This window comes from Tenacibaculum profundi (assembly GCF_057162725.1).
Genome location: NZ_CM169894.1, coordinates 2,210,543 through 2,224,844 on the forward strand (window position 1 = coordinate 2,210,543; position 14,302 = coordinate 2,224,844).

12 protein-coding genes are annotated in these 14,302 nt (G+C 29.5%); 3 read left to right on the forward strand and 9 right to left on the reverse strand.

Annotation, left to right across the window (positions count from 1 at the left end):
* Positions 1-70 precede the first annotated feature (70 nt).
* Together AC2GW8_RS08990 and AC2GW8_RS08995 are read right to left on the reverse strand one after the other, a co-directional pair.
* Positions 71-1,045: a LuxE/PaaK family acyltransferase gene (locus AC2GW8_RS08990; RefSeq protein ID WP_440879539.1), complete on the reverse strand. Its 975-nt coding sequence runs from the start codon at positions 1,043-1,045 to the stop codon at positions 71-73.
* Positions 1,046-1,268: 223 nt separating this feature from the next.
* Positions 1,269-2,003: a 3'-5' exonuclease gene (locus tag AC2GW8_RS08995; RefSeq protein ID WP_440879540.1), complete on the reverse strand. Its 735-nt coding sequence runs from the start codon at positions 2,001-2,003 to the stop codon at positions 1,269-1,271.
* A gap of 327 nt (positions 2,004-2,330) precedes the next feature.
* Here AC2GW8_RS08995 and AC2GW8_RS09000 point away from each other — a divergent pair, with 327 nt between their 5' ends.
* A complete protein-coding gene (locus tag AC2GW8_RS09000; protein ID WP_440879541.1) occupies positions 2,331-3,029 on the forward strand; it encodes a response regulator transcription factor in 699 nt (232 codons plus the stop codon).
* A 75-nt stretch (positions 3,030-3,104) separates the two neighbouring features.
* A complete protein-coding gene (locus AC2GW8_RS09005; RefSeq protein WP_440879542.1) occupies positions 3,105-4,145 on the forward strand; it encodes a sensor histidine kinase in 1,041 nt (346 codons plus the stop codon).
* Between the two features lie 15 nt (positions 4,146-4,160).
* Here the strand turns inward: AC2GW8_RS09005 and AC2GW8_RS09010 are convergent, their stop codons facing one another.
* Both AC2GW8_RS09010 and uvrC read right to left on the reverse strand, forming a co-directional pair.
* Positions 4,161-6,362, reverse strand: a complete 2,202-nt coding sequence (locus AC2GW8_RS09010) for a patatin-like phospholipase family protein (RefSeq protein ID WP_440879543.1) — start codon at positions 6,360-6,362, stop codon at positions 4,161-4,163.
* 89 nt (positions 6,363-6,451) lie between these two features.
* A complete protein-coding gene (uvrC, locus tag AC2GW8_RS09015) occupies positions 6,452-8,245 on the reverse strand; it encodes an excinuclease ABC subunit UvrC (protein WP_440879544.1) in 1,794 nt (597 codons plus the stop codon).
* 333 nt (positions 8,246-8,578) lie between these two features.
* On the opposite strand from uvrC, the gene AC2GW8_RS09020 reads away from it, so the two are divergent.
* Positions 8,579-10,270 carry a MutS-related protein gene (locus AC2GW8_RS09020; protein WP_440879545.1) on the forward strand — a complete coding sequence of 564 codons (1,692 nt, stop codon included), beginning with the start codon at positions 8,579-8,581 and terminating at the stop codon, positions 10,268-10,270.
* Between the two features lie 179 nt (positions 10,271-10,449).
* Here the strand turns inward: AC2GW8_RS09020 and AC2GW8_RS09025 are convergent, their stop codons facing one another.
* The 5 genes from AC2GW8_RS09025 to AC2GW8_RS09045 all read right to left on the reverse strand — a co-directional run bounded on the left by AC2GW8_RS09025 (position 10,450) and on the right by AC2GW8_RS09045 (position 14,302).
* On the reverse strand, positions 10,450-11,004 hold the full coding sequence (locus AC2GW8_RS09025; protein ID WP_440879546.1) for a hypothetical protein: 555 nt from the start codon (positions 11,002-11,004) through the stop codon (positions 10,450-10,452).
* Positions 11,005-11,034: 30 nt separating this feature from the next.
* Positions 11,035-11,772, reverse strand: coding sequence for a hypothetical protein (locus tag AC2GW8_RS09030; RefSeq protein WP_440879547.1), 738 nt, complete (start codon positions 11,770-11,772; stop codon positions 11,035-11,037).
* 177 nt (positions 11,773-11,949) lie between these two features.
* Positions 11,950-12,504, reverse strand: coding sequence for a transposase (locus tag AC2GW8_RS09035; protein WP_440879548.1), 555 nt, complete (start codon positions 12,502-12,504; stop codon positions 11,950-11,952).
* Between the two features lie 389 nt (positions 12,505-12,893).
* Positions 12,894-13,424, reverse strand: coding sequence for a hypothetical protein (locus tag AC2GW8_RS09040; RefSeq protein WP_440879549.1), 531 nt, complete (start codon positions 13,422-13,424; stop codon positions 12,894-12,896).
* Between the two features lie 95 nt (positions 13,425-13,519).
* A complete protein-coding gene (locus tag AC2GW8_RS09045; RefSeq protein ID WP_440879550.1) occupies positions 13,520-14,302 on the reverse strand; it encodes a hypothetical protein in 783 nt (260 codons plus the stop codon).

The window sequence follows — 14,302 nt, forward strand, 5'->3', positions numbered from 1 at the left end:
AAAAAAATCATACACACATATAAACCATTGATTATTAATATTTTTATTTTAATAATACTAATTAGTATTATTAAAACACCATTAAGTTACAACCTCTTATATCAGAATTATCAAACCGTCCAATAACCTCAAAACCATTATCTGAATAAACTTTTCCTAAATCTTGAGTAGCAATAAACGAGCAAGAATTGTAATTTGCTAAGTCAATTACATTAATACCCCCTGTTTTTTCATTTGGCTGAATTGTTAAAGCATCTTCCGCATCGCGGGTCAAAACCTTCATCCAAGGAGGACAATTAAAAACACCATTACCTTTAGAATATGCTTGACTAAATAATTCTGTCATTCCATACTCTGAATGAATTTGCTCAACACCAAAACCTTTTTTTAAAAGTTGATGAAGTTCATGTCGAATTAATTCTTTTCTCTTCCCTTTCATTCCACCGGTTTCCATGATGATTGTATTTCTTAAAGAAAACTGATATTTTTCAATTAAATCAAGCAGTGCAAATGAAACACCTATTAATAAAACCTTTCTTCCTCTTTGATCAAGCATGTTTATTTTTTTAGCTAGATCAGATATATCATCTAAATAAAATCCACTTTCTGATTGTTTTGATCGTTCAATTAGATCTTTTACCATGTGTATCAATGAAGAGCCTTTTCGTTCTAAATAATTAGGTAATAAAGCCAATACCACATAATCACTTATATCTCCATAAAAATAGTCAAAGCCTAATAAGTAACTCCTTTCATACCATGATATATCGGTAACATAATGCTTACTTGTGATTGATCCAGTTGTGCCTGAACTTAAAAAAGTTTCTTGTATCTGTTCATTTGAGGAAATTATTTTTTTTGATTTAAAAAACTGTATTGGTATGAAAGGAATTTCCTCGATTCTTGTAATATCTGAAGGGTGTATATTTAGTAAGTCGCAAAATGAGCGATATACTCGGTTGTTCGAAAATTGATATCTAAAAACATCAAAAGACACCTCGTTAAACTCTTCTTCAGATTGTATGTTAAAAACTTTATTTTGCATAATTCGTACAAAAATAAGGGTATTAGACCTATTTTTTATTTTTTAACATAGCTATTTAAAATTCTTTAAAAACAAGAACAAATATCATTTTATAACTAAAGACGCAAAAACTGAATATGTCATAGGTGAAAAATAGTAAAATATAACTCATCTAATCTTTATGATAGAAGCTCTAATTACAAAAACTTTTTTTTATAAATTTCATTCTTTAACGAATTATCAATCAAATCAATGATTCTTTTTTAATTTTAATAATTTCCTCTCCTTTCAAAATAGGTGTGTTTTGTAATCTAAAAAAAACTTGAGCTACAGTAATGGTATCTCTTTCACAGTAGTTAATAATTTTTTCTAAATTATTTTCTACGTAAAAAATTCCAGCAACTTGACTTCCATCCATATCCTCTTTAGGAGAAGAAATTCCTAGAACATGACTTAATAATTTTAATGATGTATAATGTTTATAATCTCCAAACTTCCATAAATCTAATGTATCTAAATGGGGAACTTCCCAAGGTTTTTTACCGGCTAAATCTAATTTTGTAGGAAGCGGTATTTGATGAATAATCATTCTCCTTGCAATGTATGGAAAATCAAATTCTTTACCATTATGAGCACACAATAAGCTTTTCTTATGGTTAAAATACTTTTCAAGTAACCTTTTAAAATTTATCAAAATTGTTTTTTCATCTTTTCCTGCAAAAGAGGTAACTCGAAATGATCTTTTCTCATCCTTAAAACTTATATAACCAACAGAAATACATATTATTTTCCCAAATTCTGCCCATATTCCAGCTCTTTGGTAGAATAAATCTAAATCATTTTGATCACTTCTTTGGTATTTCGTTTTTTCATGAAAAAGCTCTTTCTCTTCAATGGTTAAACTATCCCAAGATTCATACTCAGGAACCGTCTCAATATCTAAAAATAAAATATTTTCAAATTCTTTTTTTCCAAACATATGTTTTAGTTTTTATAATAGACGTTTTTTTATGGAAGCATAGCAAAAAATAAAATTCAACCCTTCACTAAAATGATGAAAATCATAAGATAAAAGCACTTAAAAAGAACATTAACAGCAATTATTTTTTAATAAATTTATGATAAACATAAAGTTTAAATCTACTATTCTACAAGCACTAAGATATAAAAAATAAACAACTGTATTACAAGTACTAACAGATTTAAAAGTTTACAAATCATTAAAAGATCGTTAAGTTAAAACGGGGAATAGTTATTTTGTTAATTTATTGTTACTTTTGATTAATACTACTTAAAAATTCATTTTATGAACACTAACGATATTAAGATTTTATTAGTTGATGATGAGCCAGATATATTAGAAATTGTAGGCTATAACTTAAAATCTGAAGGATATCAAGTTTACACAGCAAATAACGGAATCGAAGGAGTTAAAATAGCGAAAAAAATACAACCGCACCTTATCTTACTTGACATCATGATGCCTGAGATGGATGGAATTGAAGCCTGTGAAAAAATTAGAAACGTAAAATTACTTGAAAATACCATTATCTCATTTTTAACTGCTAGAGGTGAAGATTATTCTCAAGTAGCAGGATTTGATGCTGGTGCTGACGACTATATAACAAAACCTATCAAACCGAAAGTTTTAATTAGTAAAATAAAATCATTGTTAAGACGCTTAAAAGCAGAAGAAAAGACAGATAGTACTACTAAAATAGGAGATATAGTAATTAATAGAGATGAGTACGTTGTTTTTAAAGGAGACAACAGAATTTCTCTTCCGAGAAAAGAATTCGAACTTTTTTCTTTGCTAACATCAAAGCCTGGTAAAGTATTTAAAAGAGAAGTTATATTAGATAATGTTTGGGGTAATGAAGTTGTCGTTGGAGGAAGAACCATTGATGTTCATATTAGAAAACTTCGCGAAAAAATTGGAGATGATTATTTTAAAACTGTTAAGGGTGTAGGATATAAATTTGTTTTAGAACCATCTGATAAGTAACTAAAACTATTTAAAATTAGGCGCATTAGTTTATTTCAATAAACTATCTTTCTTTTATCATAAAACCACACTACTTTGAAACTGAAAAAAACATATAAATATGCTCTTTGGTCGGCTCTGTATCTAACTGTTTTTTCAACATTTTTATCTACTCTTATCTATTTTTTGCTTTTTAAGTATCTAGGGTTACTATCCTACATAGTTTTTAGTCTTGTTATATTTATTTTCTCATTTTTTGTTATTCAGTTTAGAGCAGAACACTTCATTTATCAAAGAATTAAAAAATTATATGAAGACATTAGCTTTCTTGATGTCAATGATCTAAAAAGAAAAAAAATAACTACTGATGTAGAAGCTTTAACGAAAACTGTTCAGGAGTTTATTGAAGGAAAAAGTGAAGAAATCGCAGATTTAACGCAAAGAGATTCCTTCAGAAGAGATTTCTTAGGAAACGTTGCTCATGAGCTTAAAACTCCTTTATTTACGGTTCAAGGATACATTTTAACACTAATTGAAGGAGCCGCTGATGATAAAGAAATAAGAACAAAGTACTTAGAAAGAGCTAGCAAAGGAGTCGAAAGACTAACTTCTATCGTAAAAGATTTAGACATGATTGCTAAACTTGAAACTGAGGGGATGAAAATGAATATTGAAACTTTCAATATTCTTGAAATGATTCAAAATGTATTTGACTTATTTGAGATGAAAGCCAAAAAAAGAGGTATTAAATTAAAACTTGATAAAACCTATGAATTTCCTTTTTTTGTAAAAGGCGATATTGAAAGAATTGAGCAAGTAATTATAAACCTAGTGGTTAATTCTATAAAATATGGTAAAATAAATGGTATAACTACAGTTAGTGTCGAAAATTATAATTCAAAAAAGTTCATTATTAAAATTAATGATAACGGTGAGGGAATAAAGCAAGAACATATTTCTCGTCTATTTGAACGGTTTTATAGAGTTGATCAAAGTCGGTCCAGAGAACAAGGAGGTTCTGGCCTCGGGCTATCTATAGTAAAACATATTATTGAAGCACACGGAGAAACAATTCTTTTAAAAAGTAAGTATGGTAGCGGGTCTGAATTTTCGTTTACCTTACAAAAAGCAATATAATTAGTTTTAATAAATTTAAAACCAAAACCCAAGATTAAACAACCAGTATTTTTCCTTATGATCTGGTGACCAGGAGTATTTTAACTCTACAGGACCTAGAAATGTACTTAATCCATATCCTAAAGCATATCCTGATTTAATATTATCAATTATTTTTTTATGTTTAAAAACATCGTGCTCTACACTTGCATAATTGGCGATAAAATTAAAATGATGTTTCTTAAAAAAATTATATCTAAAGTTAAACTCAGACTTTACAAAAGTTTGATTTACTAGCTCAGACATATCGTAACCATAAAATGAAACAAAATTATTAATGTAATTTTTATTATATCCTCCTAATCGATAATCAAACACCTCTGAAGACTCGTTTCCCAGTGTAAAACCACCCTCTCCAGTATATTGAAACGTGAATTTCTCATCGAAAAAGGATTTTGCTAAGCCAATAGTTCCTGATATTTGAGAGAATTGTTTAAATTCTTCACTCTGTTGAATAAATTCATCTATCCTATTATTTCTATCTGACCAAATAAACCATTTGAAACCAATATTTGCAAAATATCCATCTGTCGGGTACACAGATTTATTATAAGCATCTAATTTCAAAAATGAGTATGCGTCAATATAATTACTATTATCAAAAAATGCGTCCTCTCCATTTGTTAAAAAAGTATCTGATGAAACCTTGATTCTTTTATTTTCTATACCAATACCAAAAGCAATCTTTTTATTGATGGTTGTTTGAACATAAAAGGTGTTTGTAAAATCTAAATATCTTACGTTGTATTTATTTGTAAAATCTTTATCAAAAACCATAGCATTTCTAAAAGAATTATAACTCGAGCTAAAACCATAACTTGGAATAATACCATTATCTATAAAATAGTCCAATTTATAGCGAATACGATCTCCGATTACCAGATCAAGATTAAAATCATCATTTTGCCTAAATAATTTTCTATGGTCATAATTTAGAAGAACTCCCGTTCGATATAGCAAGTCGTAATGAAGACCAAACCTAACATATGATTTAATTTTTTCTTCCTTAACCTTCAGTTCTAATTTCTTTCCAGAAAATGAATTTTCGAAATGATAATCGATTCTTTCAAAGTTATTTGTAGCAGATAATGAACTTATTTTTTCTGATACATCTCTGTAAGACGTACTATCACCTTCTTCAAGCTTTAACTTTCCAAGAATGTAATTATCAGTGTAATTCTTATTTCCTCTAATAATGATTCTATCAACTAAAAATTTAGTTTTTTTCAAATTAATTTGGGGTCTTTGCCTTTTAATTGTTTGAAGTTTTGCAATACTATCGAAAACAATCCTATTTGATTTAGCAACTCTTACTCCTTCTTTAATAATTTCTTTATTCCTATCAAAAGAAATGATATTGTATTCCAAAATATTTGGTTTCAGAATAACATCAAGAAGCCTCATTTGCTCATCTGTCTTTTTATACATCTGAAAATTAACAATTTGTAGAAGTAATGATGCAACAGAAGATAATTCTTCTCTTTCCAACAGGTGTCCTTGAACATTAACACCAATAACGATGTCCACATCTTTAGTTCTCATTAAATCAACAGGAAAATTGTTAACAACACCTCCATCAACAATTAATTGACCATCAATATCAACAGGGTTTAATAGCGAAGGAAAAGCAGCACTAGCTCTTAAAGCAAGTGGTAAAGACCCTTTCTCGAGAACCACCTCTTTTCCTGTTTCTATGTTAGTTCCAACGCAGAAAAAAGGAATAGGTAATTTGGAAAAATCAACTATATCATCAACAGGAGCTAATAATTCGGTTAAAAAATTAAGTACATTTTGTCCTCTTGATAAACCAAGTGGTAATCCAATTCCCCCCTCTCTAATAGGCAGTGTTACTGCATACTTTTCCGAATTTTGCTTTACCCTAAAAGGCTTTGACTCTCTAACTACTTCGTCCTGTAGAAGATTCATAAAATCAGCCTCTTTAATAACACCCTCAATTTGTTTGGGCGAATAACCAGAAGCATATAAAGCACCAACAATAGCTCCCATGCTGGTTCCTCCAATATAATCTATTTGTAAACCTGTTTTCTCAAGTTCCTTTAAAACACCAACATGCGCAAATCCTTTAGCACCACCTCCGCTTAAAACTAAGCCTACCTTAGGTTGTTTTTGCGAAAATAATGACAAGGTTGTCATTAAAAAAATTAACAGCTTGTTCATTTTTATTTTTATTTTTAAGGGTATTTCATACTTTCTTGAGAGGTTAAAAATTTTGAAAATGATTAAAGCTCTAAAGAAAATTAAGGCAATTACTGCTTCTTTTGATAATATTGAAAAATTTTTTTTGCCCTTGAAAAGCCAACCACCTCTTTCAATTCTTCGAAACTTGCCTTTTTTACCCGTTTTGCTGATTTAAATTTGCGTAATAGATTGGTTATCGTCTGCTTTCCAACATCAGGAATTTGTTCTAATTCAGATTGAATTGCACTTTTGCTTCGTTTGTTTCTATGAAATGTAATTCCAAAACGGTGCGCTTCATTTCTTAAATATTGAATAATCTTTAATGTTTCAGATTTCTTATCCAAATATAATGGAATACTATCTCCTGGATAAAAAATTTCTTCCAAACGTTTTGCTATGCCGATGATTGCTATTTTTCCTCTTAAGTTTAAAGCATCTAAACTTTTTAAAGCAGAGGAAAGTTGTCCTTTACCACCATCAATAACAATAAGTTGAGGCAGTGGTTTTTCTTCTTCTAACAAGCGTTTATATCTTCTAAAAACAACTTCCTCCATTGAAGCAAAGTCATCAGGTCCTTCAACCGTTTTAATATTAAAATGACGGTACTCTTTTTTACTTGGTTTTCCATCTCTAAACACAACACAAGCAGCAACTGGATTCGTTCCCTGAATATTAGAATTATCAAAACATTCTATATGGCGAGGTTCAGTCCCTAAACGTAGATCTTTTTGCATTTGGGACATTATTCTTTTCACATGACGATCAGGATCTACAATTTTTATTTGCTTAAACTGTTCTTGCCTGTAATATTTAGCATTTCTCATGGAAAGCTCAACAATTCGTTTTTTATCTCCAAGTTTTGGAATGGTAACCTTAATTTTTTCTCCTAAATCAACCTCAAACGGAACATACACTTCTCTTGATAAAGAATTAAAGCGATTTCTAGTTTCAACAATAAATAACTCTAATAAATCTTTATTACTTTCCTCTAGCTTCTTTTTTATTTCAGTAGTATAGGATTGTACAATTGCGCCGTTCATGATTTTAAAAAAATTTGCATAACCATGAGTTTCATCAGAAATAATTGAAAAAACATCTACATTGTTTATCGCAGGATTAACAATCGTTGATTTCGCTTGATAATTCTGTAATGATTCAATTTTTTCCTTAATTTTTTGAGCTTCCTCAAACTTCATTTCTCCTGCAAGAGACATCATAATGTTTCGGAACTGTTCTATACTTTCTTTAAAATTACCCTTAATAATACTTTTAATAGCTCTAATATCATTTCCATAACTTTCTTCGGTTTGCATGCCCTCACAAGGTCCTTTACAATTTCCTAAATGATATTCTAAACAAACTTTGTATTTATCTGCTTGTATTTTTGTTTCATGCAAGTCATAGTTACAAGTACGAAGCGTATAAAGTTCTTTTATAAGGTCTAATAAAGCATTTACAGTTTTAACGTTCGTATAAGGACCAAAATAATCAGAGCCGTCTTTTATGATTCTTCGTGTTGAAAAAACTCTAGGAAAGCGCTCTTTTTTGATACATAACCATGGATAAGATTTATCATCTTTTAAAAGTACATTATATCTGGGTTTATATTTTTTAATTAAATTATTTTCTAAAAGAAGTGCATCAGTTTCTGTATCAACAACAATATGTTCAATACGAACAATCTTTTTTACGAGGATTCGAGTCTTTCCATTTTCATGGTTCTTGGTAAAATATGATGAAACTCTTTTTTTTAAACTCTTTGCTTTTCCTACATAAATAATTACGTCATCTTTATCAAAATATTGATAGACTCCAGGTAAATTTGGTAATGTTTTTATTTGTAGTTCTAAAGTTGTTGGCATTCAAGAACTCTTTTAATTTGCCGAAAAATTATACTGTTAAATCCTCTTTTGTCTTTTTTATTCCCAAAAGTTATGAAAACAAAAAACATATTTTAACAATAACACTCATTATTTTCAATTTTCGCTTCAATTCGAAAAACTCAAACGAAAGCAACGAAAATACAACTTTCTAAAAACATAATGGTTTATTATTTTTCCCATTTTAGAAGTCTGTATTAGCCTAAACTTGTATTTTTATTGTTTTTTTAAGAGATGCAAAAACTACATAATCATTACGCAAATCAACTCAAAAAACACGAGCAAAAACTAGTAGAAGTCAAAAAAAAAATCCGATTGATTAGAATCTTTCGATCTTTAATTTTCTTTGGTTTTATTATAAGTATTTATTTTACCTATCAAATTCCAAATATTCCTTTTTTCATTGGAGGTATTGGTGTTCTAATTTTTGGTTTTCTTGTTTCAAAACACCAAAACTTAAAAGATAAAAAAAATCACGTCGAACTTAAAATCGCATTTAACAAAACAGAGATTTCTATTCTAGAAGGTAATTTTGTAGATCGACCCGATGGAAAAGAATTCATAAATTCAATGCATCATTACAGCAACGATATCGATTTATTTGGAAAAAGTTCTTTTTTTCAATATGTCAATAGAACTGCTACCAAAAAAGGAAAAGAACTTTTAGCTTCTTTGCTTACAGCTAATACTATTAATTTTATTGAAGACTATCAGAAAGCAATACAGGAACTCTCTAAAAAATACAATTGGAGAGAAAATTTCACTATGCTCGCTCAACTAGCTAGCCCTAAAAAAAAGCAAATTTCAAATATTTCTTTATGGATAGAGAACTATACATCTCAATTACCTTCCTTTTTAATCATTCTACCTAAAGTTTTTTCAATAGTATCTATCCTTGTTTTCGGTCTTATTGTATTTAATATTGCCTCTTTTTCTTTGATAACGACTTGGTTTTTTATTGGTTTAGGAATTTCTATGTTTTATTTAAAAAAAACCCAAAGTTTATATACCTCAGCAAGTAGTGCTAAAGCCATTTTTAAACAATATTACTTACTATTGGAGCAAATAGAAACTGAAAATTTCACCTCAAAAGTTTTAAAAGAAAAACAATCCAAAATACAGATTAAAGAAAAAAAAGCTTCTTCTATTTTTAAAGAGTTTTCAGATGTACTAAATGCTTTTGATCAAAGAAATAATTTAATTATTGCTGTTTTTGGTAACGGTTTGTTTTTATGGGATATCCGTAATGCTTCAAAAACTGAAGCATGGATTGCTAAGTATAAAAATGTTGTTAATGAATGGTTTGAGGTAGTTGCTTTTTTTGATGCTTATAACTCATTCGGAAATTTTGTTTTTAATCATCCTAATTACATATTTCCTGCCATTGAAAATAAAAACCAAACCATCGAAGCTACTAGCTTAGGACATCCTCTTTTAAAGCCTGTAAATAGAGTTGATAATGATTTTATGCTTGATAGTGAACATTTTTTTATTATAACTGGTGCAAATATGGCTGGAAAAAGTACTTTTTTACGCACCTTATCATTGTCGGTTGTTATGGCAAATTGTGGATTGCCTGTTTGTGCAAAAGCTTTTAAGTATTCACCCATAAAACTAGTTACAAGTATGCGCACTTCTGATTCGTTAACAGATGACGAATCTTATTTCTATTCTGAGTTAAAAAGATTGAAATTTATTGTCGATGAAATTAAAGAAGATACCTACTTCATCATTCTTGATGAGATATTAAAAGGGACTAATAGTAAAGATAAAGCGATTGGTTCAAAACAGTTTATTGAAAAATTAACGAGGTCAAAATCTACGGGTATTATTGCTACGCATGATGTTAGTTTGTGCGAATTAGCAGAAGAATACAAGCAAATTCAAAATTATTATTTTGATGCCGAAATAGTTAACAACGAATTATTTTTTGATTATAAAATGAAAGAAGGTATTTGTAAAAACATGAATGCTTCTTTTTTACTTAAAAAAATGGAAATTGTATAACCGTTTTTTCAAGAAAAAAATAAAAAGGACTTTTAAAAAAAGTCCTTTTTATTTTTTAAATATATCGCAATCATATGATGACTATCAAAACGAACTTTTATAAGTCATCAACTCTTCTAAACAATTTTGTCTAAAATAAATTAAGCGTATTACTTTTATTTTAATATCTCAATTATTTATTATTCACATAATTCTAATGTAAAGTTTCCATTTATGGTACTTCCTTTTTGCCCTGTTGCAATAATTTTTCCGCTAATTTTATTATTATTAACCTCCGTTATTTCCAATGTTCCACAGATAGCTAATTCTGCATCTGTATAATTACTATTTGTATTGCTATCATAATGTTTCGCATTAAAATTTAATGTATTCTCTAGAGTTCCTCCAGCATTAGCAGTATCTGAGAAAGTAATGGTTTGAGGTTTTAATTCCTTTAACCCAAACAAAATTTTAACCTCTCGTAGTTCTTCGCTAAACGGATCAAATTCAGGAAAAAAACAAGATCCCCCAGTTACTTCTTTTGTTCGAATGGTACAGTTATATTCTCTATTTGGCATTAAGGTATAGGTACCTCCTTGGTTGGTAAAGTCAAAGCCTTTTACTTTTCCTTTAGCTTCTTGATTTATAAAATCACCACAATTTTTTGATGTATTTGCTTCATCATCACTTGAACTACATGATACTACACTTGTTATAAAGATAAAACTAGCTAGTATTCCTTTTAATATTTTCATTTTTAATTGTTTTAATTGATTGTTTTGTTTTTACAGTTTTTTATTCGTTTTTTTAACCAGTTTTGGTAAACGTTTGTCTAAATCTTTTAATAAACGTTCTAACGCACTTTCGCACATGGGTAATAGTTTTTTTGGCTTTATCACTGGAATTCCTGCAACCATAGCACCTGTTTTTTTAGATTGTGCACTTTCGTTAATCGCTAAAATTTGTTTTCCTTCATCATTCAAAAGTGCTATTCTGGCATATACTCTCATTTTTACACTACCTGTTCCGCCAATTCCAAAACCTTTTACCAAGTCAAAATGAATTCTTACATACATGGTTCCATCCGCTTTATCCTTAAAAATAGCTGTCATGGCTTTTTCTCCATCAGTTTTAAACCAAGATTCACTTATATATTTATACTCTGGATAAATCTCATAATTATCAAGCATTACTTCTCGTTCTTCTACCTTGCTCAAGTCGTAGTTTTTATAGGCTTCATTTTTTAAAACTTCTTGTTCTCTTAACAATTCGAATGGAAATTTTTTCGAGTATTCATTAAAAAATTTGTCATGAAATTTTTCTAAAATAGGTGTAAGATTAAAATCTGGATTGTTTTTTAAATCGGCAATTTTGGTAGCGAGTATTTCATTTCCTTTTCCTACAAGGTCGCTAAAACCGATCATTTTGTCGGAGTAAAAAGTAACTACGGCTACTTTCTTTTCTTGTGCTATTAATATTACGCTAAACAATAACGCTATTAGAAATATTAGTTGTTTTTTCATAATTTTTAGTTGTCTTTTTATTTTTTATAGTTGATTCAAATTTTTTTAATTAGTTATTGTACCCTCTGGTACAACACTCTGGTTCTTGCTTGTAACGAGTACCTGTATAACTGTAGCCCCTAACTAGCTCTGGTGCTCGTTTGTAACGAGTACCTATATTACTACAACGCAACGAGCCTACCATAAAGCAGTTACCTTAACATGACTCATTTCTTTGTTATCTTCTTCATAAACTGCATAACTACTATTTACCCAATCTCTTTCATGGTATACAAATCCTGCTACTTTTGGATTATTATGTATGTAGTTTACACGCTGTTCTATTTTCATAATAGTATCTAATAGTACTGGATGGAAACCGTCTTGCCATACTTTATAATTCTTTGCTCTTTGAGTTCTTTTTGCCTCATATTTAAACTTATTTAACAACCATTCTCTTCTGCTTTCCGGGTGTTCTTTTATTATTTTTATGAATTCTTTTGCCGTAAATTTTTTAAAATCTCTTACTATGTTTTGTAACTCTTCTTTTACTGATGATACAATTAAATGCAAATGACTGGTCATGTATACATATGCATGAACTTGCAAACCTTTGTTTGAAATACAGTAGTTTAATGAGTTATCTATGACTTGGCTGTAAATAGGCCGTATAAATAAATCTACCCAACCTACTAATGTTAAGGTTATAAAAGTGGGCTTGGAACTATCTATTATTTTGTATTTCTCTGACATTGCTTGTCTTTTATTTTTTTTGTTGGCGTTGCAAACGCTATTTAGGTTAGTCACTCGTTATAAACGAGCGCCAGTGGGTTCTCTCTCTATCGGTAAAAGCTCACTCAATGATGGGTACATACTATTTTCCATAGGTAATTATTTTTTCAATTTCTAATGCCGTGTCGATTCTGGATGTATATAATACAGCAATACCAACAGGCTTATTTTTTATCAATTAATTCTAGAACTAATTGTTTTACTTTAACTCTCTAATCATAAACAACAGTTAAACACATAAAAAAGCAGTGTAATTTCTATCTCCCTCTATGATTAGTTATTTATAAATATTTCCCATATGAACAGTTTCTTTTTATTTAGAAACTACATGGGTAACAAAACCATCTCAATTATTCACATAATTGCAATGTAAAGTTTCCATTAATTTCACTCCCTTGAACACCTTTGGCTACTACTCGACCTTTTAAAGCTTTGGTTGTACTATCCACAGATATAATTTCAATGGTGCCACATTCTGATAGTTCAGAATCAATTGATGCTCCATTTGAATCTTGCGTTGTTCTAATAAAACTTAACATATCAGTACCTGATTGACCGGTATTAGATATTGTTATGGATTGTGGTTCCGCTGAACTTAAAGTAATATTAATTACATCTTGTCCTTCGTTAAACTGTGGGACAAAACATGGATCACCACTTGTTTCTTCATAAATAAATAAGGTAAAACTGTAATCATCGAATACCTTTTTATAAGTGCCTCCCTTTACTGTAAAACTCTTGCCTCGAAAATTTCCTTGTGCTGTTTGCTCTTTAAAATCACCGCAATTGTTTGATAGGTTTGCTTCGTCATCATTTGAGCTACATGATAATACAATGGTTATCAAGATAAAACTTGCTAGTATTCCTTTTACTTTTTTCATTTGTTTACTTTTTATGCTAATTATTCTCTTTTTTACTTTTACTTACTTTTTTGTTACTTCCAAGAGTATAAATCTCTTTGACTTTTTATTATTGATTAACCAATTTTTATTTTTATCAGGACTATTAACCCTATAATATTTAAAGGCAATAACCACCAAATCCATTTGGTATTGTTGTTACCAAATACGGTTTCGGTGATAAAATCATCCATTTTAGTATAAAGCTTAGTACTTGCTTCAGCTTTATTTCCCGAAGCAATATCTTCTTTTAACTCTGTAAGCATTCCTACTAACGGAATTTTATTCAGAATTAACACAATACCTTTTCTTAAAAAACTAGGCAATCCGCTATAGGTTTGGTGTACTGTTTTTCCAATATCAATGGCTTTTGAAAATTGTTGGGAGTTTAGGTTTACTTTTCCATCAAAAACAGCTTCGGTTTTATCCACTAATAAATCCGTTAATTTTTTAAACAAGCTGGCTAGGTTTTCATAAATTACACGAATGGTATCTATAACAACGTACTGGTAGGTTTTATAGCTTGCAAAAACAGTAAGTGCTACACCAATTATAAGTACTAAAAATACAAACGCTAATTTTCCAAAAGCAAAGCCTGAGCCAAAAAGTGTGGCTAAAGCATAAAAAAACAGTATTGTATTGCAAGCCCCAAATAAAAACAACACGGTAAAAAAGCGCTTTACACTGTTTACACCAAACTTACCGCCGTTTTTAATTAATTGCCATGGGCTATTGAGCAACTTTAAAAGCTGTGCTGTATTTTCTTCTTTTTCAGGAGAATTGTTATACGTTATCTCAAACTCTTTTTCTGAGTTATTTCCTACTTGATAGGTACCTGAAAAGGTTTGTTTTTCATTCAT

Coding starts and splice junctions, on each gene's coding strand:
- AC2GW8_RS08990 (WP_440879539.1), bottom strand. CDS start 1,045: ATGCAAAATAAAGTTTTTAACATACAATCTGAAGAAGAGTTTAACGAG.
- AC2GW8_RS08995 (WP_440879540.1), bottom strand. CDS start 2,003: ATGTTTGGAAAAAAAGAATTTGAAAATATTTTATTTTTAGATATTGAG.
- AC2GW8_RS09000 (WP_440879541.1), top strand. CDS start 2,331: ATGAACACTAACGATATTAAGATTTTATTAGTTGATGATGAGCCAGAT.
- AC2GW8_RS09010 (WP_440879543.1), bottom strand. CDS start 6,362: ATGAACAAGCTGTTAATTTTTTTAATGACAACCTTGTCATTATTTTCG.
- uvrC (WP_440879544.1), bottom strand. CDS start 8,245: ATGCCAACAACTTTAGAACTACAAATAAAAACATTACCAAATTTACCT.
- AC2GW8_RS09025 (WP_440879546.1), bottom strand. CDS start 11,004: ATGAAAATATTAAAAGGAATACTAGCTAGTTTTATCTTTATAACAAGT.
- AC2GW8_RS09030 (WP_440879547.1), bottom strand. CDS start 11,772: ATGAAAAAACAACTAATATTTCTAATAGCGTTATTGTTTAGCGTAATA.
- AC2GW8_RS09035 (WP_440879548.1), bottom strand. CDS start 12,504: ATGTCAGAGAAATACAAAATAATAGATAGTTCCAAGCCCACTTTTATA.
- AC2GW8_RS09040 (WP_440879549.1), bottom strand. CDS start 13,424: ATGAAAAAAGTAAAAGGAATACTAGCAAGTTTTATCTTGATAACCATT.
- AC2GW8_RS09045 (WP_440879550.1), bottom strand. CDS start 14,302: ATGAATGAAAAACAAACCTTTTCAGGTACCTATCAAGTAGGAAATAAC.